The organism is Stenotrophomonas sp. (assembly GCF_032099025.1).
Lineage (GTDB): Bacteria > Pseudomonadota > Gammaproteobacteria > Xanthomonadales > Xanthomonadaceae > Stenotrophomonas.
In genome coordinates this window covers 131,199-153,503 of sequence record NZ_DAMCID010000010.1, presented here as the reverse complement: position 1 = coordinate 153,503, position 22,305 = coordinate 131,199, and the positions used below count along the sequence as shown (strand labels likewise).

Sequence of the window (22,305 nt, the reverse complement as noted above, 5' to 3'; positions counted from 1 at the left end):
CGAACGGGATGACGATGATGCAGACGATGGGATGGGTGCAGTGGTTGACCTGGGGCACCGGCGTGCTGGCCTTTGCGGTGGTGATCGGCCTGGTCATCCGCGGCGTGGTGCGTGCCGCGCGGCGCGCACCGGAACAGCCGTCCGCCGCTGCCCGCCTGGCCCGCGAGGCCAACCTGCCGCCGGCGGTCCAGGCCGCGCTGGCCGCGCTGAACCAGCGCAAGGACAACGGCGAAATCAGCGAAGCGCAGTACGAAGAGCAGCGCGCGGCGTTGTTGCGCGCGCACTGAACATCGTGCAGCCACGCAGGGCGTGGCGCTACGCTGGCCTATAACGGTAGCGCCACGCCCTGCGTGGCTGCACCCTCACCGACAGCCAGCCACGGCAGGCGTGCGCAAGCGATACAGGTCCAACCCGCCCGCCTTCGGCGACCGTGCCTGTCCAGCCACCACCATCTCGCTGGGCTTGGATGCATCCACCACCGGCGCCCCGGTCTGCCCCTCGGCGGTATTGAACGAGAGCACCAGCGGCTCCGCGGGCTTCGCGTAATCGCAGCCCACCAGCCACACCCGGGACTGCCCATCCGCCACGCGGGTGATCGCCAGCGCCCCGTCGTTGCCCAGCCAGTCGCCGCCCAGTTCGTCGGCCGCACTGTTGAGCGGCGCCGGCAGCGGCGTCGCGGAGTTGAAGCCCCTGCCTTGCGCGGTCGCCACGTACAGGTCGAACCCGCCCTGGCTGCCCTTGCCATTGCGGGCGAACAGCAGCACCTCGCCATCCGGGCGCACGGCCGGGCGGCGCTCGTCGGCGGCGGTGTTGACCGTCACCGGCATGGCCAGCACCGGCCCGAAGCTGCCGTCCTGCCGGATCATCAGACCGTAAAGATCGAACCCGCCGCGCCCGCTCGGGCGGTTGGAGGCGAAGTACAGCCAGGCACCGTCATGGCTGAAGAACGGATCGACCTCGTCGCTGGCGGAGTTGAGCGCCAGCGGCGTGGGGTCCTGCCAGCGTCCGTCACGCAGCACCGCCTGCCACAGGTCCCAGCCGCCGGCGCCACCGCCGCGGTCGGAGGCCCAGACGATGCGTTGACCGTCCGGGGCGATCGTCGCCTGGGCTTCGTTGGCCTTGGTCGAGACCACGCCCATGCCTTCGATGCCGAACTCGGAAAGTGCCATCGCGTGCGGTGCGGAGAGTAAACTCACGCCCAGCGCGAGCAGTGACAAGGGAGTGCGCATAGTCGCTTCCATTGGGGTTTGCGTTCCAATCCAGGCCCGGAGTTTAAGACACCATGACCGCCCGTTACGCCGTATTCGGCCAGCCCATCGCCCACTCGCAGTCGCCGCACATCCACGCCGCGTTCGCCCGCCAGGAAGGCATCGCGCTGGATTACCGCGCCATTGAAGCGTCGCCGGCCGAGTTTCCCACGGCGCTGGAGGCGTTCGCCGCCGACGGTGGCGTGGGCGCCAATGTCACCGCTCCGCTCAAGGAAATCGCCTTCGGGCTGTGCAGGACGTTCACTTCGCGCGCCAAACTGGCCGGCTCGGTCAACACGCTGCTGCGCAAGGACGGCTACTGGCACGGCGATACCACCGACGGGGTCGGCCTGGTGCGCGACCTGACCGACCGGCACGGCATGGACCTGCGTGGCCGGCGCGTGCTGCTGCTCGGCGCGGGCGGTTCGGCGCGCAGCGTCGCCCCGGCGCTGCTCGATGCCGGCATCCGCGAACTGGTGGTGGTCAATCGCACGCCCGAGCGCGCCGACGCGCTGGTCGACGCCATCGGTGAACCCGGCCGTGCACACACCCGCTACTGGGACACCCTGCACGAACTGGGCGACTTCGAACTGATCGTCAACGCCACCTCGGCCGGCCGGGATCGCGCCGAAGAGTTCAAGCTGCCGTTGTCGCTGGTCAACAGCCTGACCACGGCCGTGGACCTGAACTATGGCGAAGCCTCCTTCGCCTTCCTGGCCTGGGCGCGGTCGGCGTCGTGTCGCAACACGGTGGACGGCCTGGGCATGCTGGTCGAACAGGCCGCCACCAGTTTCCAGCAGTGGCACGAAGTCCGCCCGGAAACCGATCCGGTGTACGCCGAACTGCGCGTGCGCCATCCGCTGGCGGGTGAGGAATGAACGACCCCGCCGCCCTGCTGATCTCGGTGCTTACCTCGGCGGCGTTTCGCCTGCCGATCCTGATCGCGGTGTCGGTCTCGTTCGTCTGGGTGCTCGGTACCCCGCGCAGCCAGGTGCGCAGCGTGGCCGTGCTGGGACTCAGCCTGATGGCCGCCACGACCCTGCTCGGCCTGTTCGCGAACCTGGTGCCGCAGGTGATGGTGGCGCAGGGCGCGTATGAGTCCCTCACCGGTATCAGCAGGCTGATGGGCTGGATCCACTTCGCGCTCAACCTGGTGGAGGCGCTGGCCCTGGTGCTGGTGGTCTGGGCGTTGACCCGGTCCCTGCGCGACCGTGCGCTGCCGCCGGTCTGACAGCTCGAGCCGGTCACGGATCTGAACCGGCGCGGAAATCCGCGCCGGCCTCGGCCCCCGGGCATGAGAAAATACCCGCCTGATCCAGGCAGGACCTTCCCGGCGTGACCGAAAAAGTTGAAGCCCCGCGCGCGCTGAACGACGAGCTCAAGGCCGTCATCCGCGATGCCTACGCCAAGCTGCAGGCCAATACCCCCGGCTTCAGCACGCGGCGTTCGCAGAGCCAGATGATCGGCGTGGTCTCGCGTGCGTTGTCCCAGAGCGGCGGCGTGGGCGTGGTCGAGGCCCCCACCGGCGTGGGCAAGTCGCTGGGCTATCTCACCGCCGGCGTGCCGATTGCCCTGGCCACGAAGAAGAAGCTGGTGATCAGCACCGGCACCGTGGCGCTGCAGTCGCAGCTGGTCGAACGCGACATTCCCAACTTCCTCAAGGCCACCGGCCTGGAGGCCACGGTGGCGCTGGCCAAGGGCCGCACCCGCTACCTGTGCACGCGCAACGCCGCCGAAGCGCATGGCGACGGCGCGCAGGAAGGCATGTTCGAAGACGAGCAGCCGCTGTTCGACCGGCCACTGGCACCGATCGAGATGGACCTGGCCCAGAAGCTCAGCAAGGACTTCGTCGAAGGCCGCTGGAACGGCGACCTGGACAACGCACCGGACACCATCAGCGCCTCGCTGCGCTCGCGCATCACCACCCCGGCCTCGGGATGCGCAGGCCGCAAGTGCGCGTACTCGGCACAATGCGCGGTGCTGCGCGCCCGCAACAACGTGCGCGATGCGCAGATCGTGGTGACCAACCACGCGCTGCTGCTGTCGGCGCTGTCCATTGGCGAGAGCGACAACGGCCAGCCGCTGATCGCCCCGCCGTCGGATATGCTGCTGGTGCTCGACGAAGGTCATCACATCGGCAACGTGGCCATCGACCAGGGCGCGGCCAGCCTGGCGCTGGACGAAATGGCCAAGCGCACCGGCCGCCTGCAGATCCTGATCGCCGCCGCATACCGCGCGGTGGACAAGGACAAGCTGGGCAACCTGCTGCCGAACGAGGCGATCGACGTGGCGGCGCGGGTCAGCAAGCAGCTGCGTGCCTTCCGCGACGTGATCGACCGCAGCTGGCAGCCCGACCCGACCGCGCAGGAGCCGATGTGGCGCGCGCCGAACGGCCGGCTGCCGGACATCTGGATGGCCGACATCGAGGCACTCGCCGACGACACCCGCGCGCTGTTCAACTGGGCCCACGCCGCGCAGTCGCAGGTGGCCAAAGGCAAGCCGGAAGACGCCGCGCGCGAACGCCTGCAGCGCACGCTGGGCATGGCGCTGGAAATGATCGAGCAGCAGCACAGCCTGTGGACGGCCTGGCGCCGCGAGGACAAGGAGGGACAGCCGCCGTTCGCGCGCTGGGTGACCCTCTCGCGCGACGGCGACCTGATCCTGCACGGCTCGCCGGTGTCGGCGGCCAACGTGCTGCGCAAGCTGCTCTGGGATGAAGTGGATTCGGTGGTGATGACCTCGGCCACGCTCACCGGTGGCGGCGATTTCCAGGCGCTGGCGATCGACAACGGCATTCCCGCCGAGGCCGAGATGGTCTCGCTGGCCTCGCCGTTCGACCTGCCCAACCAGGCCGAGCTGATCGTGCCGAACTTCCCGGTCACCCCGGACGACCGCGATCGTCATCCCAAGGAGGTGGCCAAGTACCTGGTCAAGCAACTGGACTGGAGCAAGGGCAGCATTGTGCTGTTCACCTCGCGCTGGAAGATGGAGAAGGTAGCCGAGCTGATGCCGGCCGCGCAGCGCAAACAGGTGCTGGTGCAGGGCGAAACGGCCAAGCAGAAGATGATCGACGAACACCTGCGGCGCACCTCGGCGGGCGAGGGGTCGGTATTGTTCGGCCTGAACTCGTTCGGCGAGGGCCTGGACCTGCCCGGTGAGGCGTGCACCACGGTGGTGATCACCCAGGTGCCGTTCGCGGTGCCGACCGACCCGCAGACCTCCACGCTCAGCGAATGGTTCGAGAGCCGCGGGTTGAACGCGTTCAACCTGATCGCCGTCCCGCATGCGCTGCGCACCCTGACCCAGTTTGCCGGCCGCCTGATCCGCACCTCCACCGACACCGGCCGCGTGATCATCCTCGATTCACGCCTGATCAGCCGCCGCTACGGCAAGCGCATCATCGACGCGCTGCCGCCGTTCAAGCGCGTGATTGGCTGATCGGTACGTCGCAGCCACGCAGGGCGTGGCTCTACGCGGTGCATCATTGCCGCTGACGTAGGGACACGCCGTGCGTGTCCGCGCGGTGCCGACCTGGCACGGGTGCTACCGTCACGCAGGGCGTGGCTCTACGCGTCATCGGTGCGCTGGGTCTACGGTAGAGCCACGCCCTGCGTGGCTCTGCGAGTCATCGGTGCGCAGGGTCTACAGTAGAGCCACGCCCTGCGTGGCTCTGCGAGTCATCGGTGCGCAGGGTCTACGGTAGAGCCACGCCCTGCGTGGCTGCCGTTGCCGGCCGCCGCATCGGCAACCGCTGCCACTCGCTGAGGCTGCGCCACAGCCACTCCGCCGGGCCGAAGTAGAACCGCCGCAGCCACCACGCACTCAACCAGAGCTGCAGCGGAAACACGATGGCCGCCACCAGCAGCATCGGCCACAGACCGTGGGAATACCCGATGCCCAGCCCGAACCCGGCGAACAGCGGCACGCAGACCAGGCTCTGCAGCAGGTAGTTGCTCAACGTCATGCGCCCGGCCGGCACCAGCACGCGCAACCCACGCTCGGCCCATGGGCGCAGGTACAGCAGCGCGAACCCGCAGGCGATGGCGATGCCCAGCGCCAACGGCGCCACACGGTAGCTCACCCGCAGCAGGTAGCCGGGCACGCCCGCGCGCAGCACCGGCCACTGGGCCTTCAGCGCCGGTGCCCAGGTCTCCACGCACAGGAACGCGGCGGCCACGATCGCGCCGCCCACGCACAGCGAGCGCAGCAGCCGAAGGTGCCGTTCGGGGTACTGCAACAGGCCCCGGCGACCGGCCCAGTAACCCAGCAGGAAGCGGCCCAGCACGAAAAACAGCAAGGCCCAGTTGGTCAACCGCACCCAGCCGCCAAGCACCAGGTTCTGCCACCACGCCTGCCACAGCGTTCCGTTGGACAAGGCATCCAGTGCGTGGGCATACATCTGCGCGCGCGGCGCCAGCGTCATCACCCACTCGCGCATCCACGGCGACAGCAGCGGCGGCAGAAACAGCGCGCAGACCAGCCCGGCCACCACCAGCGCGCGGTTGCCCAGGTGCCGGAACAGCGGCAGCAGCAACCCCACCACGGCATAGGTCAGCAGGATGTCGCCCCACCACAGCACGGTGGCATGCAGCAGCCCGATCAGCGCCAGCGCGGCCATCCGGCGCAGATGCGGCCCCAGCCCGGGGCGCGCCTCCATCTGCATCGCGAATCCCAATCCGAACAGCAGCGAGAAGATGGTCACCGCCTTCATGTCGACCAGCCAGCCCATACCGGTGCGCAGCACCTGGTCCAGGCCCGCGCTGGGCAGCGCCTGTTGCGTGGCATCGTCGAGCAGGGCATCGAGCGAATAGAAGCGCAGGTTGACCAGGAACACGCCCAGCAGCGCGAACCCGCGCAGGGCGTCGATCAGCGGCTGTCGAGGTACCCGTACGGGCGCACCGATCGACAATGGAGGGGGTGGCTTCATGGGCGATAGAGCCACGCCCTGCGTGGCTGCGCATCAACGGTTCCCCAGTAGAGCCGGGCTCTGCCCGGCTGTCCAGCGGTATCCGCGCGGTCCTAAAGCTTGCTCAGATCCCGCACCGCCCCCTTGTCCGCACTGGTCGCCAGCAGCGCATAGGCCTTCAGCGCCCCGGTGACCTTGCGCGGGCGCACCTCGCGCGGCGTCCACCCCAGCGCATCCTGCTCCACGCGCCGCGCCGCCAGCGTGGCCTCATCCAGCAGCAGATCAATCCGCCGGGCCGGAATGTCGATGCGGATGGGGTCGCCATCGCGCACCAGCCCGATCGCCCCGCCGGCCGCGGCCTCGGGCGAGGCGTGACCGATCGACAGCCCCGACGTACCACCGGAGAAACGCCCATCGGTCAGCAACGCACACTGCTTGCCCAGCCCCTTGGATTTCAGGTAACTGGTGGGGTACAGCATTTCCTGCATGCCTGGCCCGCCGCGCGGACCCTCATAGCGGATGACCACCACGTCGCCGGCCACCACTTCATCGGCGAGGATGCCCTGCACCGCGGCATCCTGGCTTTCAAACACGCGTGCGCGGCCCTCGAAGACGTGGATGGATTCATCCACGCCCGCGGTCTTCACCACGCAGCCGTCCTCGGCCAGGTTGCCGCGCAGCACCGCCAGCCCGCCTTCGGCCGAGTAGGCATTGGCCACGTCGCGGATGCAGCCCTCGGCGCGGTCCAGGTCCAGCGAAGGCCAGCGCGTGGCCTGGCTGAAAGCCACCTGGGTGGGAATGCCGGCCGGGCCGGCGCTGAAGAACTCATGCACGCCCGCGTCGTCGGTCACCGCCACATCCCAGCGCGCAATCGCGTCGGCGAGGGTGCGGCTGTGCACGGTCGGCACGTCGGTGTGCAGCAGGCCGCCGCGCGCCAGCGAACCCAGGATGGCGAACACGCCACCGGCGCGGTGCACGTCTTCCATGTGGTACTTCGGCGTGTTCGGCGCCACCTTGCACAGCTGCGGCACGCGCCGCGACAGCGCGTCGATGGCATGCAGGTCGAAGTCCACCTCCGCTTCCTGCGCCGCCGCCAGCAGGTGCAGGATGGTGTTGGTCGAGCCGCCCATGGCGATGTCCAGGGTCATCGCATTTTCGAATGCGGCCACGCTGGCGATGGTGCGCGGCAGCGCATTGGCATCCTCGCCGCCATACCAGCGGTGGCACAGTTCGACGATGAGGCGGCCGGCGCGGCGGAACAGCTGCTCGCGGTCGGCGTGGGTAGCCAGGGTAGAACCGTTGCCCGGCAGCGACAGCCCCAACGCCTCGGTGAGGCAGTTCATCGAGTTGGCGGTGAACATGCCCGAACACGACCCGCACGTCGGGCAGGCGCTGCGCTCGTACTCGGCAACCTTTTCGTCGCTTGCGCTGGCATCGGCAGCGATCACCATCGCATCCACCAGGTCCAGCTTATGCTCGGACAGGCGGGTCTTGCCCGCTTCCATCGGCCCGCCGGACACGAACACCACCGGGATGTTCAGGCGCAGCGCGGCCATCAGCATGCCGGGAGTGATCTTGTCGCAATTGGAGATGCACACCAGCGCGTCGGCGCAGTGTGCGTTGACCATGTACTCCACCGAGTCGGCGATGATCTCGCGGCTGGGCAGCGAATACAGCATGCCGTCGTGGCCCATCGCGATGCCGTCGTCCACGGCGATGGTGTTGAACTCCTTGGCCACGCCGCCGACCTGTTCAATCTCGCGCGCCACCAGCTGGCCAAGATCCTTGAGGTGCACGTGGCCGGGCACGAACTGGGTGAACGAGTTGGCGATGGCGATGATCGGCTTGTGGAAGTCGGCATCGGTCATGCCGGTGGCGCGCCACAAGGCGCGTGCGCCGGCCATGTTGCGGCCGGCGGTGGAGGTGCGGGAGCGGTATTCAGGCATGGGGCTGGCAGGATCTGGCGGGCCGTGGGGGCGCGTTGCCACTCGATTCTGCCGAAAAATTCCGGTTGCGTTTGCAACGATCCAGACGGCGGATCCTGAAACGCCGTTCATCTTTTCGACTTTGCCGGTTTTGGTTGTTGGCGGGGATCAGGCATGATTGAGGGGATAACCGTACAAAGGGGGCATGACGCCATGAAACGTTCCAGGACTACCGCACTGCTGCTGATGAGCGCTGCGCCGCTGCTGTTCACTGCCTGCCAGAAGGATGAGGCGGTGCAGGTGCAGGAAGGGCTGTACACCTCGGTGCAGGCGTGTACCGAAGCAACGGGCAACCCGTCCAGCTGCCGTACCGCCTTTGCCGATGCGCAGAAGCAGTCCGCCGACGCCGCCCCCAAGTACGCCTCGCGTGCCGAATGCGAAGCTGAGTACAACGCCGAGCAGTGCGTGGAACAGAAGACCTCGACCGGCCATTCGTTCATCGGCCCGATGATGATGGGCTTCTTCATGTCGCAGATGCTCAGCAACCGTGGCGCCGGCCTGGCGCAGGCCCCGGCTGCAAGCCCGGCCTACCAGGACAAGGCCAAGGGCTGGGCGCGCCCGGCCCCCGGTGGCAGCGGTGGGCTGAATACGGCCAGCGGCATCGGCGCCGGGAAAGCGGGCCTGGCCCCGGTGACCAGCACCCCGAACCGCGCCGTGACGGCCAGCCGTGGCGGTTTTGGCAACACCAGCAGCAGCCGCAGCAGCTACGGCGGCTGATCCGATGCAGCGCGTGCGTATCGCCGAGCGCAGCCAATGGCGCGCTCGGGCCGAGGAATCCGGCTTCCGCTTCCACACCATCGACGGCCTGCCGTACTGGGACGAAACCGCGTATTACGCGTTCACCCTGCGCCAGATCGAACAGGACATCGAAGACCCCAGCGCCGAGCTGCACGCCATGGCCATGGACCTGGTCGACGAAGTGGTGGGCAGCCAACAGCTGATGGACCAGCTGGCCATCCCGGCCCAGTTCCGCGACTGGATCGCCGACAGCTGGCGCCGGCGCGAGCCGCACCTGTACGGGCGGTTGGACTTCGCCTATGACGGTACAGGCCCGGCCAAGCTTTACGAGCTCAATTACGACACGCCCACCTCGCTGTTCGAGGCCTCGTTCTTCCAGTGGCAATGGCTGGAAGACCAGCGCAACCAGAATCACCTGCCGGCCCACGCCGACCAGTTCAACGCGATCCATGAGGCGCTGGTCGAGCGTTTTACGCAGCTGTCTGCGCAGTTGCCGCCGCCGTTGTACTTCAGTGCGGTGGGCAGTTCCGAAGAAGACCAGGGCACCGTGGCCTACCTGCGCGACTGCGCGGCCCAGGCCGGGTTGCGCGGCGAGGCCATCGCCATCGAGGACATCGGCCTGTCTGAAGACGGGCGTTTCACCGCCCTGGACGACACGGTGATCGGCAGCCTGTTCAAGCTGTACCCGCTGGAAGACCTGATGACCGAATCGTTCGGCCAGGCGCTGCCCAGCTCGGGCGTGCAGCTGCTGGAGCCGGCGTGGAAGGCGATCCTCAGCAACAAGGGCGTGCTGCCGCTGCTGTGGCAGCGCCATCGCGGCCATCCCAACCTGCTGGCGGCCGAGTTCGACGACGGCAGCGCGCTGCCGGCCGGCTGGGTGCGCAAACCGCTGTTCTCACGCGAAGGCGCCAACGTGGCCATGCACCTGGCCGATGGCAGCTGGCAGGAAAGCGAAGGCCCGTACACCGGCCCCGCCATCCGCCAGGCCGCGCACCCGCTGACCGCGTTCGACGGCGGCTACCCGCTCATCGGCAGCTGGGTGGTCGGTGACCACGCCTGCGGCATGGGTATCCGCGAAGACAACAGCCGCATCACCCGCGACAGCGCCCGCTTCGTGCCGCACGCGATCATCGACGCGGCACCGACACGCATCTTCGTCTGACCCTCCAGACCGGGAAGATCGACGGGGTAGAGCGGACTGTTAGTCCGCTGCCGTTGACGGGGTGGCCGCGGGTCGCGATGCCGTGGCGTAGAGCAGCGGACTAACAGTCCGCTCTACCGGTCCGCTCTACCGACGGCCCTCGGCTCACGGCTGGGTGCGGGACGGAACCGACAGCGGCATCCCGTCTGCACCCGCGTAGAACACCAGCAACGCCACCTCTTCCGGACCGGTACGGCCGCGGTGCGCAACGTCAACAAGCTCGGCGATCACGTCGCCTTCCCTGAACATGCGTTCCTGGCCCGTGTCGCGGCGTTCCACCGTAATGCTGCCGCGCTCGACATAGGCCATGTTCACCATGGGATGCGTGTGCCAGTCCAGCAGGGTCTCCGCCGGGATGCGCAGGCGCAGCAGGCTGACCAGCGGGGTGGCATGCGGGTACGCCCACCACGCCGATCCATCCCAGGCACGATCGGCCTGCGCGAGGACCTCGGTTTCGACCTCATGGGCTGAGGCGGTGTGAATGCCGCCGAGCAGCAGGAACAGCGGAAGGAACAGGCGACGCATGACAATCTCCACAGCAGGGACGGTGCTTCATCCTGGAGGAAGAAGATGCGCTGCACTGTGTGCCCGTTCACCGACGCAGTCACCCACCGGTTGATTGTTCTGATCGACCATGGAAAACGGAAAGAGACGCCCTACAGCAAGCCATCGCGCTTCACCGCCAGGTACCGCTCCACCAGCGCACCCGGCAGTGCATCGGCGGTGACATCCAGCACCATCACCCGGTGGCTGCGCAGCGCTTCATGCGCGTCGTTGCGCTGCTGCAGGTAGCGCGCGATCGCGCCCGCCTGCGCCGCGTCCTGCAGGGTCTCCACCTCCTGTCCGAGCGCGGCATCCAGCTCGCGTTCGCGCAGGCTGGCCACGCACACCAGATGCTGGCGCTGCAGCAAACGCACCGCCACCAGCAGGTCCTCGATGTCCTCATCGCGCACATTGGTGACCAGCATCACCAGCGAACGCCGGCGCTGGCGCAGGCTCAGTTCGGTGGCGGCCGCCAGGTAGTCGGTGGCGACCGGCTGGGCCTGCAGGTCGTAGCTGGCGCGCAACAGCGCGTCGATCGCGCCCATGCCACGCTGTGGCGCCACCCAGCGGCTGTCGCCGCCGCTGGCGAACAGGCCCACGCCGTCGCCCTGGCGCAACGCCAGGTAGGACACCACCAGCGCGGCATTGAGCACGTGGTCGAAGTGCGACAGGCCGCCTTCGCTGGCCATCATGCGACGGCCGGTGTCGATCATCAGCACCAGCTGCTGGTTCTTCTCGTCCTGGTACTCGCGCGAAATCAGCTTGCGTGCGCGCGAGGTGGCCTTCCAGTCGATCTGGCGCAGGCTGTCGCCGATGCGGTACTCGCGCATCTGGTGGAAATCGGTGCCTTCACCCCGGCGGCGCTTGAGGTGCGCACCGACCAGGCGTGATGCCTGTTCGGCACTGAACAGCGCAAACCGGGTCAGCGGCGCGAAGTTGGGGTACACGCGCACGGTCAGCGCCGGCGGCAGCAGGCGTAGCTGCCGCCACATCCGCCACGGCGCGTGCAGGCGCAGGTGCACGCCGTCGAACACGAAGCGGCCGCGCGCGGTTGGTGTGAGTGTGTAGTCGAAACTGCTGGCCACCAACGGCTTCAGCGTCAGCGTGCGCGGCAGTCCCTGCAGCGACCACTCCCCGGGCACCAGGTCGAACACGTCCACGCGCTGGCGGCGGCTGGACTCGATGCGCAGGGTGGTGCGTCGCTCGACATTCAGGGCCAACGCCTCGGGCAATTCGCGCTGCACCGTCGGCGAAGGCTGGGCACGCAGCCGCAGCAGGTCGATCAGCGCCAGCAGCACGACCCCGGCACCCGTGGCCTGCCAGGCCCAGCCGGGCAGCAGGCCGAACGCCACCGGCAGCCCGAGCAGCGCCCAGCCGACCAGCAGCACCAGCAGCAGCGGCCCTGGCCTCATTTGCGCGGCGCTTCCACCTTGGCCAGCAGGGCGGTCAGTGCATCGTCGGCCGACTGCCCTTCGATCTGCAGCTCCGGGGCCAGCGCGATGCGGTGACGCAGCGCCGGGCGGGCGATCTCGCGCACGTCATCGGGGGTCACGAAGTCACGCCCCGCCAGCACGGCCTGTGCGCGTGCCGCACGTACCAGCGCGATGCTGCCGCGCGGGCCGGCGCCCAGCGCGATGCCGGGGAAGCTGCGGGTCGCCGCGACGATGCGTACCGCATAGTCCACCACTTCCGGGTCCACGGTGATGGCCGCCGTGGCCTGCTGCAGGGCAATCACCTCGGCGGCGTTGAGTACGCGCGGCACCTGCGACAGGTCGAAGTCGGCCGCGCTGCGCCCGGTGGTGATCGCATCGACCATGCGCTTCTCGTCTTCCAGCGCCGGGTAATCGATGATCACCTTGAGCAGGAAACGATCCAGCTGTGCTTCCGGCAGCGGGTAGGTGCCTTCCTGCTCCACCGGGTTCTGCGTGGCCAGGGCCAGGAACGGCGGGGTCAACGCAAACGATTTGCCTTCGATGGTGACTTGGCCTTCCTGCATCACTTCCAGCAGCGCCGACTGGGTCTTGGCCGGCGCCCGGTTGATCTCGTCGGCCAGCAACAGGTTGGTGAACACCGGGCCGCGGCGGATCTTGAAGCTTTCCGACTTCGGGTCGTACACGGCGTGGCCGCTGACGTCGCTGGGCATCAGGTCCGGCGTGAACTGTACGCGGCCGTAGTCCAGTTCGAGTGCCTGCGCCAGGGCGCGTACCAGCAGCGTCTTGCCCAGCCCGGGCACGCCTTCGATCAGCACGTGGCCACCGGCCAGCAGTGCGATCAGGATCTGGTCGAGCACCTCGGGCTGGCCGATGAAGGCGCGGCCCACGGCGTCGCGAACGGCATCGACGCGTTCAACCAGGCTCTGGCCGGTCAGCGCGGGAGGGGACAGCGGCGGCGGAACGGTCGGCTCGGTCATAGCAGGTTTCTCATCTGGATCAGCAGGCGGATGCGGTCACGCAGGCCGGCGACATCCTGGGATGCCGGCGCCTGCAGGGCGGTCTGGACGCGGGAATGCGGCCACTGCAGCAGGGTGGCGATGGCGTGCACCTGGGCCTCGCCGGTCAAGGCAGCGGCGGTCGGCGCACGCCGCCGCAGGCGCGCCAGGAAGGCGCGGCGCACGGCGTCGTACAGCAGCGGTGCCTTGCCGTAGCGCAGCAGGTGTTCGCCGCTGGCACGCACGTGCTCCAGCAGCGAACGACGCTCGCTGGCCGGCGCGGGCAAGGGGCTGCCGAAGCGCTGCGCGCGCTGCCACAGCCAGCCCAGCAGCGCGAGCAGCAGCGGCACCCAGACCGGCCAGCCCTGGTAGAAGATGCGCGACCACAGCGTCGGCGGCCGCGAGCCGTAGATCAGCCACATCGTGCCCTTGGCATAGTTCGGTTCCAGCACGTAGCGGGTCAGGTCGCGGTGGGCGGTGTCATGCAGGCCATCGGCCAGGCTGTCCTTGGCATCGTCGGCGTCGAACGGTCGCGGCGTGCCCTTGAGGAACTCCATGTCCGACAGCACGTCTACCGTGCCGGCGCCCTTTCGCAGGCGTGCGAAAACCAGGCCCTCGTCATCGCCCCATTCGCGCTCCACGCGGATGCCGTCGGGCGCATCCACGCCAAAGCGGCGACCGCTGCAGAACTCGGAGTGACCCGGGTCATCCGCAATGTGGAACGGTTTGCATGCGCTGTCGTAGTACTCGGTGTCCACGCCGAGTGCATCCAGCAGCGGTCCTTGCACAGTGTCGTCGTCCCCGGCCAGCGGCGGGGTGCGCAGCAGCAGATGACCGCCGCGTTCCACCCACTGCAGCAGCGACTGCGCGATGGGCGGGGGAACATCGGCGCTGTCCTGCAGCAGCACCACGGTGTCACCCGGCTGAAGCGGCATGCGCTGCAGATCGAGACGGGGACTGGAATGCGCGGTGATGCCATCGGCGCGCAACGCCTGCCCCAGTACATACAGCGGGTTGTAGCTGGCCTCGCCCTGCGGTGGCAGGTGCTCGGTATGGGTCACGCGCTCATGGCTGCGCAGGAACAGGATCGCCAGCGGCACGCCCAGCGTCACCAGCACCGCCAACACCACCAGCCAGCGTAGACGGGCACTCATGCGCGCCACCGGAACTGGCTCTGCAGCGTACTCGCCAAGCTGTCGAACGCCTCGTATTCCGGCAGGCGCCCCGCATACGCGGCGTACTGCCACATGCGGACGATCTCCGCGAACAGGGTGCGGTCGGCTTCCAGGGGCATGCGCCGCGACGCGCGCAGGCACTGTGCCTCGGTGGCACCCGGCGGCAGCACAACCTCGGCGCGCTCGCTCATCGATTCCACGCTGGCGCGGTACAACAGGGCCAGCGCCTGGCGCGGGCGGCCCTGCTGCCACAGCTCGCGCGCACGCGCGGCGGGATCCGGCGGGATGACCTCGGGAAGTTCCACCGTCTCCTCGACCACCGGGTCTGCGGCGTTCCGGCGACGCACGCCGGTGCCGCGCAGCCACCGCATCCAGCGCGGCGCGGTGGCGATCAGCAGCAGCACCAGCAGCCCGACGAAGCCCCACAGGATCCATTCGGCAATCTGCGCCGGCAGGCGTGGGCCCTTGCGGCCCTTGCCGTCCTTGTCCAGCTTCCGTTCGTTCTTTTCGGCGTCCTTCTCCGCGTCGGTCAGCGTGCGCTCCCAGCGGCTGACCTCGCGGCTGGGGCTCACCAACGGATCTTCGTAGGCGCGCTGGACCGCCTGGCGGAAACCGGCGGTATCGGGTGCGCCGCCGAAGATCAGCGCCGGCGTGTTGGACGGGTCGTCCGCGGGTACCTCGGGTTGGTCCCCGTCCTCGCCTTCGTCCTCGTCGTCATACGACTCGCCATCCTCGCCGGACACACCCGACGGAGCGCTGCAGCTGGGCGCGGCCCCCGGTTCGGCGGCCTGCAGCGCGCCCATCGGCCAGCACAGCACCAGCGCAAGCACCAGCAACGGTGCGGCCTGCTGCAGGCGTTCGCGCAGCCGGCGGAACGCGATCTCCACGTCCCACGCTTCCATCTCGGTGCGGCGGTTGAGGTACAGCGCGAAGCCGGCGCCTGCATAGAAGGGACCGATCAATGTAGCGGCCAACCAGAAGCAGAGGTTCACCCCCAGCTGCGCCCACAGCGGCATGTTCTCGCTGACCATCTCCCATGCCGTGCGCCAGGAGTCGGAGAGCAGTTCGAACGGCACGAACAGGAAGATCGCCGCGATGCAGCCGGTGACGATGACCACCTCGAAGGCCATGCACGTGACCGTCAGCAGCAGTGCGTGCCCGAATGCACCGCCAAGCACGGCGCGGCGGCGCACGCTGCGTTGCTGGGCATCACTACCCTCCAGCAGGTTGACCGGCAGCAGCAGTGAGCGGAACGGGCTGAAGCGACGCCAACCCAGGTAGCCCCAGAAGCCGGTCCAACCCCACCGTCCCTGCGCACGCAGCGTCTGCAGGGGACGCGGCTCGTCGCCGAACACCCCGCGCGAGATCACATACAGCGCGGTCCGGTCCGACAGCGGCTTGAGCCACCATACCGCGAGCCATGCCCAGCCGAATGCATCGGCCCACCACGCCACCGCGTTGATCACCGCGAACAGGGGCAGCGAGATGCACACCAGCGGCAGCCAGATCGCGCGTGCGTGGCGGCGCACCAGTGCGGTGCCCAGCTCCATCGCCTCCCATTCCGACCGGGCGCGCAGGTTCACGTTGAGCTGGTCAATGCGCACGGCCGTCTCCACGTCCGCCACGCCACAGCCACACGAACACCAGGGTCCACAGCACGGCGGCCACGCTGTACTTGCCCCATCCCGGGACCTCGGCAATGGACGACCAGAACGCTTCGATGAAGGCAGCCACCAGCAGCATTGCCGCCACGCCCAGGCACAGCTTTGCCCCGATCACGCCGCCTTCGACCAGCGCATCGACGCGTCTGCGCCGGCCGGGTGCCAGCAGCTTCATGCCCAGCTGCAGGCCCGCGCCACCGGCGATCACGATCGCGGTCAGCTCGAACGCGCCGTGGCCCACCACGAACCGCCAGAAGGGATCGCCGTGGCCGATGTGCTGCAGGTGCCCGGCCACCGCGCCGATGGTGAGCCCGTTGAACAGCAGCACCAGCACCGTGCCGACGCCGGCAAGCAGCCCGCTGGCGAAGGTGCGCAGGCCGATGCTGATGTTGTTCATGATGTAGTGGCCGAACATCATCCAGTCCGTGCCGCTGTCGCGGCCCAGGTGCGGCGAGGCCGGGTCGTACATGCGCTCCATCGCCGCGATGTCCTTGTTGTCCATCAGCATGTGGACAATGTCGGGGTGCCACTGGATCAGCGCGAAGCTGCCCACCAGCGGCAGCATGAACAACGCGGTGGCCACCCACATGCTGCGCGCCTGGCTGCGGACCAGTTGCGGGAAATCGGCGAACAGGAACTCCGCGGCGCGCCGCCAGCGCGGCGCCGGGGTGCGGTAGAGCAGGCCATGGCCCTGCTGCATCAGCTGCTGCAGGCGCGCCACCAGCTGCGGGCTGTAGCCACGCTTGCGCGCCAATGCCAGCTGCTGGCACAGCCGCCGGTAGTGCTGCGGAATGTCTTCGTCGTTCAGCGACGACGCATCGGGCGTGCGCCGCGCGCGCCGCGCACTGTCGCCACGCAGGCTGAGCCAGCGCTCCAGGGCCTGCCATTCGGACTGATAACGGGCGACGAACTGTTCCTGCCTCATCGACGCCCCAGCAGCCAGTTGGCCATCGCATACAGACGCAGCACGCCCACCTGACCGTGCCCGCCACTGATCGGCTCGGCCACCGCAGCCAGCTCCTGCTGGCGGGGACCGGACAGCCGTGGCGCGCGCTCGGCGAAGGCGACCACTGCGGCCTGCTCGGCCGGCAGCAACGGCTGTGGCGGTGCCAGCACCGTGTCGATGGCCACGCTGGCCGACAGCGGCTGGGTACTGTCGTGGACCACGACGGTGCCGGCGACGAGGTCGCCGAGCCGGCGGCCGTGCGGGTCGAACAGGCTCGACAGCAGGCCCAGCGCATAGCCGAACGGCAGCATGTCCACGGTGCGCAGCAGGTTGCGGGTGATGGCGGCCATCCAGCCGATCGGCGCACCGTCCTGGGCGACCACGCGCAGGTGCAGGGCGCGCTTGCCCAGGGTGCGGCCCCAGCAGGCTTCCTGCACGATGGTGTAGGCCCACATCAGCAGGAACATCAGGGCCAGGTAGAGACCCTGGCCGAACTCACCGAGGACGGCCAGCGGAATGCTCAGCAGCATCAGGGCGGCCGCGCGGATGACGAAGTCGATCCCCCAGGCCAGCGCACGCGGCACCGGGCCGGCGGCCGGCAGGTGCAGCGGCACGCCTTCGGGCGTGATCACTTCACGGTAGGTATCCAGCATCGGCGCGCTCATGCGCGCACGCGGGAGGTGGGTCGCCGGAATCCCCTCCGGTCGGCTGCCAACGGCATGCGGTTCTCGACTGCTTCCTGGGTCGGACACCGACTTTACCGTGTGCAGAGGACAACGGGTAGAGCCACGCCGTGCATGGCTGCGAGGCGTCACATCCCCAGATACTTGTCTTTCAACCGTACGTAATGGTCGGCCGAGTAGTGCAGCGACTCGATCTCCTGCTCGCTGAGGGTGCGCGCCGGCCGCGCCGGGTTACCCACCCACAGTTCGCCTTCGCCCACTACTTTGCCGGGCCCGACCACCGCGCCGGCACCGATGAAGCTGTGCCGGCTGACCGTGGCACCGTCCAGGATGCAGGCGCCCATGCCGATCAGGCTGTAATCGCCGATGGTGCAGGCGTGGATGATGGTGCCGTGGCCGACCGTGACGCCTTCGCCGATCAGGGTCGGGTAGCCGCCCTTGTTGTACGGGCTGTGGTGGCTGACATGGATGATGGTGCCGTCCTGGATGTTGCTGCGCGCGCCGATGCGCACGTGGTTGACGTCGCCACGGATCACCGTGCCGGGCCACACGGAGACGTCTTCGCCCAGCACCACGTCACCGATGATCGTGCAGGCGGGATCGATGTAGGCGCGTTCGCCGACGACGGGGAAGGTGTCGAGGAAGGGACGAAGAGGGGACATGGGGGAGCTCCGTAAGGCAGGTGGGAATGATACCGCCGGGGCGTCCCCGGACCTGCGGATGCGCCCCGCAGCCACGCAGGGCGTGGCTCTACGGTGTGCGAGATGCTTCCGCGTGTAGAGCCACGCCCTGCGTGGCTGGCTCTACGGAAGGTTCGCCATGTCTGCCACCGGCGTAGAGCCACGCCCTGCGTGGCTGGCGGAGTCACCGAGGTGCGTGTTCCGCCAGCATCCGACGGAACAACTGGTCCAGCGCCGCCGCGTCACCAATTCCGACCGGCAGCGTCGGCGCGCGGGCGGTCATTGCCGCCAGTTCGGCCTCGATGTACTCGCTGATTGCCGCTACGCGCGGACCATCGGTCACCTCGGCACTGGCCCGCTTGACCACCAGCAACTGGTCTATGGCCTCGCGCAGCTCGCCTTTCGGCAGCAACCGATCGAGCAGTAGCTCGAATGCCATTGGTGGTGGGCCGGGCTCGCATTCGATCCAGCGACACGCCAGAAGTGGCCTCAGTACGTACAGGTACTTCTTGGTCCGCACGCGTTCACCGCGCAGGTAGCCGCGGAAGTTGCTGCTGGCCATGTTGAAGTAGTGCCACCAGCTCCCCAAGGGCGAGTGAAAGCTGTTCACGGCTTCCAGCAACGACGCCACCGCCGCATCATCCTGCCGATACACGATGGGCGAACGCAGCCACTCGGACAGGGTCGGGTTCGACTTGGACACCAGCCGCAGGGCCTTGCGCAGGTCCCAACCGCTGACATCGAGCTCGTCGTCGATCGGTAGCTCGATCACATCGCGCTGGGCCTGCCCTGGGCCGGTGACCTCATTGACGGTGAGGTACCACGGCTGGCGGTGCACGTAGATGAAGCGTGCATCGTAGTCACTGTCCGGCGACGAGAATCCCCAGCCGCGACTGCCCGACTCGCAGGCCATGAGGATGCGAACGTCGTGATCGCGCTCGATCCGGTCCAGTTCGTTCAGTACGGCGGCGCGCTTCTCCGGCGCGATGGGGTGGATATCCATATGCTTGGCGGTGGTGGAAGACCACCCGATTGTAGAGCCACGCCGCGCCCCATGACCGCTACGGTGTCGTCGACGCCTTACGCCACGCGGCTGCGGCGCGCGCGTTCCAGGTGCACCAGCAGCAGCGAGATCGCCGCCGGGGTCATGCCGGGAATGCGCTGGGCCTGGCCGATGGTCTGCGGGCGCACGCGTTCCAGCTTCTGCTGCACTTCGGCCGACAACCCGCGCACCGTGGCGTAATCGAACGCGGCATCGATGGCGGTGTTTTCGTGGCGCTGCTGGCGCTCGATCTCGTCACGCTGGCGGTCCAGGTAGCCGGCGTACTTCACCCCGATCTCGACCTGTTCGGCCACCTTGGCATCGTCCACGCCCGGGCCCAGCGAGGGCACCTGCATGAGCTTGGCGTAGTCCAGCTCCGGGCGCTTGATCAGGTCCAGCACGTTGGTCTCGCGGCTGACCGCCACGCCCAGCGTGGCCTCCACCTCGCGACCCAGTGCGTTGGCCGGCGTGGCCCACACTGCACGCAGCCGCGCCGATTCCTGCGCCACCGCGTCCTGCTTGGTCTGGAACGCCGCCCAGCGACGCTCATCGACCAGGCCGAGTTCGCGTCCGATACCGGTCAGGCGCACGTCGGCGTTGTCTTCGCGCAGCTGCAGCCGGTACTCGGCCCGGCTGGTGAACATGCGGTACGGCTCGGTGGTGCCGTGGGTGATCAGGTCGTCGACCAGCACCCCGAGGTAGGCCTCGTCGCGGCGCGGACACCAGCCTGCCTCGTCGCGCACATGGCGCGCGGCATTGAGCCCGGCCAGCAGGCCCTGCGCGGCGGCCTCTTCGTACCCGGTGGTGCCGTTGATCTGCCCGGCGAAGAACAGGCCTGACACGGCCTTGGTCTCCAGCGTGTTGTTCAGCCCGCGCGGGTCGAAGAAGTCGTACTCGATGGCGTAGCCCGGGCGCGTGATGTGTGCGTTCTCGAAGCCGCGGATGCTGCGCACCAGCGCCAGCTGCACATCGAACGGCAGCGAGGTGGAGATGCCGTTGGGATAGATCTCCACCACGTCCAGCCCTTCGGGCTCAACGAAGATCTGGTGGCTGGCCTTCTCGGCGAAGCGCACCACCTTGTCTTCGATGGACGGGCAGTAGCGCGGGCCGATGCCCTCGATCTGGCCGCTGTACAGCGGCGAACGGTGCAGCGCGCCGCGGATGATCTCGTGGGTCTGCTCGCTGGTGTGGGTGATCCAGCAGCTCACCTGCGCCGGGTGCTCGGCCACGCTGCCCAGGAACGACATCACCGGGCGCGGGGTGTCGCCGGGCTGCTCGTCCATGACGCTGTAGTCCAGCGAGCGGCCGTCGATGCGCGGCGGCGTGCCGGTCTTCAGGCGGTCGATCGCGAACGGGCGCTCGCGCAGGCGCGCGGCCAGGGTGGTGGCCGGCGGGTCGCCCATGCGTCCGGCGGCGTACTGGGTTTGGCCCACGTGGATCTTGCCGGCCAGGAAGGTGCCGGCCGTGAGCACCACCGCCGGTGCATTGAACTGCAGACCGGTCTGGGTAATCACCCCGCGCACCGCGTCGCCGTCGATCACCAGGTCATCCACGGCCGCCTGGAACACGGTCAGGTTGGGCTGGGCTTCGACCCTGCCGCGGATCGCCATGCGGTACAGGTTGCGGTCGGCCTGGCAGCGCGTGGCGCGCACCGCCGGGCCCTTGGAGGCATTGAGCGTGCGCCACTGGATGCCGGCGCGGTCGGCGGCATGCGCCATGGCGCCGCCCAGGGCGTCGATCTCCTTGACCAGATGACCCTTGCCGATCCCGCCGATGGCCGGGTTGCAGCTCATCGCGCCGATGGTTTCGACGTTGTGGGTCAGCAGCAGCGTACGCACGCCACTGCGGGCGGCGGCCAGCGCGGCTTCGGTGCCGGCGTGGCCGCCGCCGATCACGATGACGTCGTAGCCGTAGAAAGAATCGGTCATGGGCAGCTCGGGAGCGGGGCCGGAACGGCCCGGATCAGCCCTGGGGCAGGGCGCGGCTGATGATTTTAGCGCCGATCGCGCCGGGTCCGTGAACCGTGGCCCGCCGGGGCGCCGGGCGTCGCCGCCAAAAAAAAACCGACATTGACCCTCAAGTTGGCACGTTTTCTGCAGATAACCCAATAGCACCCAGGATGGCAGGTGCCTTCGGGCGCTACGGACCGGAATTGGAACAGGGGCCGGTCCATGCGCATCCAGGGGAAGCAGAGGGGCCGACAGTCGGGGGACTGTCGGCCCCGTTTTTTTTTACCCGGCCCGTCGTGTCTCCCGGTAGCCAAGGCGTTTCGGTCCCCGCGCGTTCCGGCGGGGTGCCCGGAAAACAAAAGGCCCCGCCATTGGCGGGGCCTTCTGCTTTATGGGTGCCGACATCCGACAGGGCCGGAACAGGGGGGATCCAGATGTTCCTGTCGGATATCGACATAGAGCTCAATGTGACGCACCAGGTCGCTTTTGTCACTTTTCGACCGAGGCCGTCACTGCCTGGCTAGATTGAACTGCCAAGGGCGTGAAAATCAAGCGCCTTTATCTTTCTTGTGTGCGCTGGTTCACCCTATCCATGTTCCGCCAAGGCGAACCGTTGCTCCGCTGCTGCGCAGGACGCGGCGGCGGGCTCGGCCGGCTCTGCGGAGCACTCACCGGTCGCTGCTGCTGCGGGCGATCCGGGCGCTGCGGGCGCGACCCCACCGAATCCATGTTCCGCCACGGCGACCCACCGTTGTAGTTGGGCGGACGCGGACGATCCGGCGGGCGCACCTGGCCTCCGTTGCCACTGCCGGGACGCGGTGGCGGGCGATGGTTGTGCGGCGGGCGATAGTTCGGGTACGGCCGGTAGATGGGGTAGTTGCTGTAACCACCGTACCCGCCGTAGCCGTAGTAACCGCCGCCACCGTAGTAGCCGCTGCCGTAGCCGTTGCCATAGCCGTACGGATAGCCCGCCGGGTAGCGGTACTCCACCGACGGCGCACCGTGGTAGTAGCCACTGCCGCCACCGCCGCCGACGTAGTCGTAGGTGGCGCAGCCGGACAAGGCCAACAACAGGCCACCGGCAAGCATCAGGCGCATCTTCATGATCGGGTCCCCCCAAG

20 protein-coding genes are annotated in these 22,305 nt (G+C 68.4%); 6 read left to right on the top strand and 14 right to left on the bottom strand.

Annotated features, from left to right (window positions below; genetic code table 11):
- Nucleotides 1-14: 14 nt before the first annotated feature.
- Entirely contained in the window at nt 15-287 is a 273-nt protein-coding gene (locus RT456_RS09470) for an SHOCT domain-containing protein (protein ID WP_313345628.1), read from the top strand.
- A 75-nt stretch (nt 288-362) separates the two neighbouring features.
- On the opposite strand, the gene RT456_RS09465 is transcribed toward RT456_RS09470, so the two are convergent.
- A complete protein-coding gene (locus tag RT456_RS09465) occupies nt 363-1,229 on the bottom strand; it encodes a TolB-like protein (protein WP_313345593.1) in 867 nt (288 codons plus the stop codon).
- Nucleotides 1,230-1,282: 53 nt separating this feature from the next.
- Between RT456_RS09465 and aroE the strand changes: the two genes are divergently transcribed.
- The 3 genes from aroE to dinG all read left to right on the top strand — a co-directional run bounded on the left by aroE (nt 1,283) and on the right by dinG (nt 4,685).
- The gene (gene aroE / locus RT456_RS09460; protein ID WP_313345590.1) at nt 1,283-2,125 is read left to right on the top strand and encodes a shikimate dehydrogenase; all 843 of its coding nucleotides are present in this window, start codon (nt 1,283-1,285) and stop codon (nt 2,123-2,125) included.
- Nucleotides 2,122-2,478, top strand: a complete 357-nt coding sequence (locus tag RT456_RS09455) for a hypothetical protein (RefSeq protein WP_313345588.1) — start codon at nt 2,122-2,124, stop codon at nt 2,476-2,478. Before aroE ends, RT456_RS09455 begins: the two co-directional genes overlap by 4 nt.
- A 104-nt stretch (nt 2,479-2,582) precedes the next feature.
- On the top strand, nt 2,583-4,685 hold the full coding sequence (gene dinG, locus RT456_RS09450; RefSeq protein WP_313345585.1) for an ATP-dependent DNA helicase DinG: 2,103 nt from the start codon (nt 2,583-2,585) through the stop codon (nt 4,683-4,685).
- 256 nt (nt 4,686-4,941) lie between these two features.
- Here the strand turns inward: dinG and RT456_RS09445 are convergent, their stop codons facing one another.
- Both RT456_RS09445 and ilvD read right to left on the bottom strand, forming a co-directional pair.
- Complete coding sequence (locus RT456_RS09445) at nt 4,942-6,174, bottom strand: DUF418 domain-containing protein (protein ID WP_313345582.1); 1,233 nt, start codon at nt 6,172-6,174, stop codon at nt 4,942-4,944.
- A 92-nt stretch (nt 6,175-6,266) separates the two neighbouring features.
- Nucleotides 6,267-8,099 carry a dihydroxy-acid dehydratase gene (ilvD, locus tag RT456_RS09440; RefSeq protein ID WP_313345580.1) on the bottom strand — a complete coding sequence of 611 codons (1,833 nt, stop codon included), beginning with the start codon at nt 8,097-8,099 and terminating at the stop codon, nt 6,267-6,269.
- A gap of 192 nt (nt 8,100-8,291) precedes the next feature.
- On the opposite strand from ilvD, the gene RT456_RS09435 reads away from it, so the two are divergent.
- Nucleotides 8,292-8,855, top strand: a complete 564-nt coding sequence (locus RT456_RS09435) for a DUF1190 domain-containing protein (RefSeq protein ID WP_313345578.1) — start codon at nt 8,292-8,294, stop codon at nt 8,853-8,855.
- A 4-nt stretch (nt 8,856-8,859) separates the two neighbouring features.
- Nucleotides 8,860-10,038, top strand: a complete 1,179-nt coding sequence (locus RT456_RS09430; RefSeq protein ID WP_313345575.1) for a glutathionylspermidine synthase family protein — start codon at nt 8,860-8,862, stop codon at nt 10,036-10,038.
- 144 nt (nt 10,039-10,182) lie between these two features.
- Here the strand turns inward: RT456_RS09430 and RT456_RS09425 are convergent, their stop codons facing one another.
- From RT456_RS09425 to RT456_RS09375, 11 genes are all read right to left on the bottom strand, one after another.
- Nucleotides 10,183-10,602 (bottom strand): cupin domain-containing protein, encoded by a 420-nt coding sequence (locus RT456_RS09425; RefSeq protein WP_313345573.1) that lies wholly within the window; start codon nt 10,600-10,602, stop codon nt 10,183-10,185.
- A gap of 131 nt (nt 10,603-10,733) precedes the next feature.
- A complete protein-coding gene (locus RT456_RS09420; RefSeq protein ID WP_313345571.1) occupies nt 10,734-12,032 on the bottom strand; it encodes a DUF58 domain-containing protein in 1,299 nt (432 codons plus the stop codon).
- The gene (locus RT456_RS09415) at nt 12,029-13,030 is read right to left on the bottom strand and encodes a MoxR family ATPase (protein WP_313345568.1); all 1,002 of its coding nucleotides are present in this window, start codon (nt 13,028-13,030) and stop codon (nt 12,029-12,031) included. The genes RT456_RS09420 and RT456_RS09415 overlap by 4 nt, the downstream gene beginning before the upstream one ends.
- A complete protein-coding gene (locus tag RT456_RS09410; protein WP_313345565.1) occupies nt 13,027-14,202 on the bottom strand; it encodes a DUF4350 domain-containing protein in 1,176 nt (391 codons plus the stop codon). The genes RT456_RS09415 and RT456_RS09410 overlap by 4 nt, the downstream gene beginning before the upstream one ends.
- Nucleotides 14,199-15,827, bottom strand: a complete 1,629-nt coding sequence (locus RT456_RS09405; RefSeq protein WP_313345562.1) for a DUF4129 domain-containing protein — start codon at nt 15,825-15,827, stop codon at nt 14,199-14,201. The genes RT456_RS09410 and RT456_RS09405 overlap by 4 nt, the downstream gene beginning before the upstream one ends.
- Nucleotides 15,817-16,809, bottom strand: a complete 993-nt coding sequence (locus RT456_RS09400) for a stage II sporulation protein M (protein WP_313345560.1) — start codon at nt 16,807-16,809, stop codon at nt 15,817-15,819. Before RT456_RS09400 ends, RT456_RS09405 begins: the two co-directional genes overlap by 11 nt.
- Complete coding sequence (locus tag RT456_RS09395) at nt 16,806-17,495, bottom strand: RDD family protein (protein WP_313345558.1); 690 nt, start codon at nt 17,493-17,495, stop codon at nt 16,806-16,808. The genes RT456_RS09400 and RT456_RS09395 overlap by 4 nt, the downstream gene beginning before the upstream one ends.
- A gap of 146 nt (nt 17,496-17,641) precedes the next feature.
- Nucleotides 17,642-18,175, bottom strand: a complete 534-nt coding sequence (locus RT456_RS09390; protein WP_313345556.1) for a gamma carbonic anhydrase family protein — start codon at nt 18,173-18,175, stop codon at nt 17,642-17,644.
- A gap of 202 nt (nt 18,176-18,377) precedes the next feature.
- Nucleotides 18,378-19,196 carry a nucleotidyltransferase domain-containing protein gene (locus RT456_RS09385; protein WP_313345553.1) on the bottom strand — a complete coding sequence of 273 codons (819 nt, stop codon included), beginning with the start codon at nt 19,194-19,196 and terminating at the stop codon, nt 18,378-18,380.
- 77 nt (nt 19,197-19,273) lie between these two features.
- Nucleotides 19,274-21,163, bottom strand: a complete 1,890-nt coding sequence (mnmG, locus tag RT456_RS09380) for a tRNA uridine-5-carboxymethylaminomethyl(34) synthesis enzyme MnmG (protein WP_313345550.1) — start codon at nt 21,161-21,163, stop codon at nt 19,274-19,276.
- Between the two features lie 579 nt (nt 21,164-21,742).
- Nucleotides 21,743-22,288, bottom strand: a complete 546-nt coding sequence (locus RT456_RS09375) for a hypothetical protein (RefSeq protein ID WP_313345548.1) — start codon at nt 22,286-22,288, stop codon at nt 21,743-21,745.
- Nucleotides 22,289-22,305 lie beyond the last annotated feature (17 nt).

Bases quoted from the DNA above. Each gene is read 5' to 3' on its own strand.
- RT456_RS09470 (WP_313345628.1), top strand. From the start codon at position 15: ATGATGCAGACGATGGGATGGGTGCAGTGGTTGACCTGGGGCACCGGC.
- RT456_RS09465 (WP_313345593.1), bottom strand. From the start codon at position 1,229: ATGCGCACTCCCTTGTCACTGCTCGCGCTGGGCGTGAGTTTACTCTCC.
- aroE (WP_313345590.1), top strand. From the start codon at position 1,283: ATGACCGCCCGTTACGCCGTATTCGGCCAGCCCATCGCCCACTCGCAG.
- RT456_RS09455 (WP_313345588.1), top strand. From the start codon at position 2,122: ATGAACGACCCCGCCGCCCTGCTGATCTCGGTGCTTACCTCGGCGGCG.
- RT456_RS09445 (WP_313345582.1), bottom strand. From the start codon at position 6,174: ATGAAGCCACCCCCTCCATTGTCGATCGGTGCGCCCGTACGGGTACCT.
- ilvD (WP_313345580.1), bottom strand. From the start codon at position 8,099: ATGCCTGAATACCGCTCCCGCACCTCCACCGCCGGCCGCAACATGGCC.
- RT456_RS09435 (WP_313345578.1), top strand. From the start codon at position 8,292: ATGAAACGTTCCAGGACTACCGCACTGCTGCTGATGAGCGCTGCGCCG.
- RT456_RS09430 (WP_313345575.1), top strand. From the start codon at position 8,860: ATGCAGCGCGTGCGTATCGCCGAGCGCAGCCAATGGCGCGCTCGGGCC.
- RT456_RS09425 (WP_313345573.1), bottom strand. From the start codon at position 10,602: ATGCGTCGCCTGTTCCTTCCGCTGTTCCTGCTGCTCGGCGGCATTCAC.
- RT456_RS09420 (WP_313345571.1), bottom strand. From the start codon at position 12,032: ATGAGGCCAGGGCCGCTGCTGCTGGTGCTGCTGGTCGGCTGGGCGCTG.
- RT456_RS09415 (WP_313345568.1), bottom strand. From the start codon at position 13,030: ATGACCGAGCCGACCGTTCCGCCGCCGCTGTCCCCTCCCGCGCTGACC.
- RT456_RS09410 (WP_313345565.1), bottom strand. From the start codon at position 14,202: ATGAGTGCCCGTCTACGCTGGCTGGTGGTGTTGGCGGTGCTGGTGACG.
- RT456_RS09400 (WP_313345560.1), bottom strand. From the start codon at position 16,809: ATGAGGCAGGAACAGTTCGTCGCCCGTTATCAGTCCGAATGGCAGGCC.
- RT456_RS09395 (WP_313345558.1), bottom strand. From the start codon at position 17,495: ATGAGCGCGCCGATGCTGGATACCTACCGTGAAGTGATCACGCCCGAA.
- RT456_RS09390 (WP_313345556.1), bottom strand. From the start codon at position 18,175: ATGTCCCCTCTTCGTCCCTTCCTCGACACCTTCCCCGTCGTCGGCGAA.
- RT456_RS09385 (WP_313345553.1), bottom strand. From the start codon at position 19,196: ATGGATATCCACCCCATCGCGCCGGAGAAGCGCGCCGCCGTACTGAAC.
- mnmG (WP_313345550.1), bottom strand. From the start codon at position 21,163: ATGACCGATTCTTTCTACGGCTACGACGTCATCGTGATCGGCGGCGGC.
- RT456_RS09375 (WP_313345548.1), bottom strand. From the start codon at position 22,288: ATGAAGATGCGCCTGATGCTTGCCGGTGGCCTGTTGTTGGCCTTGTCC.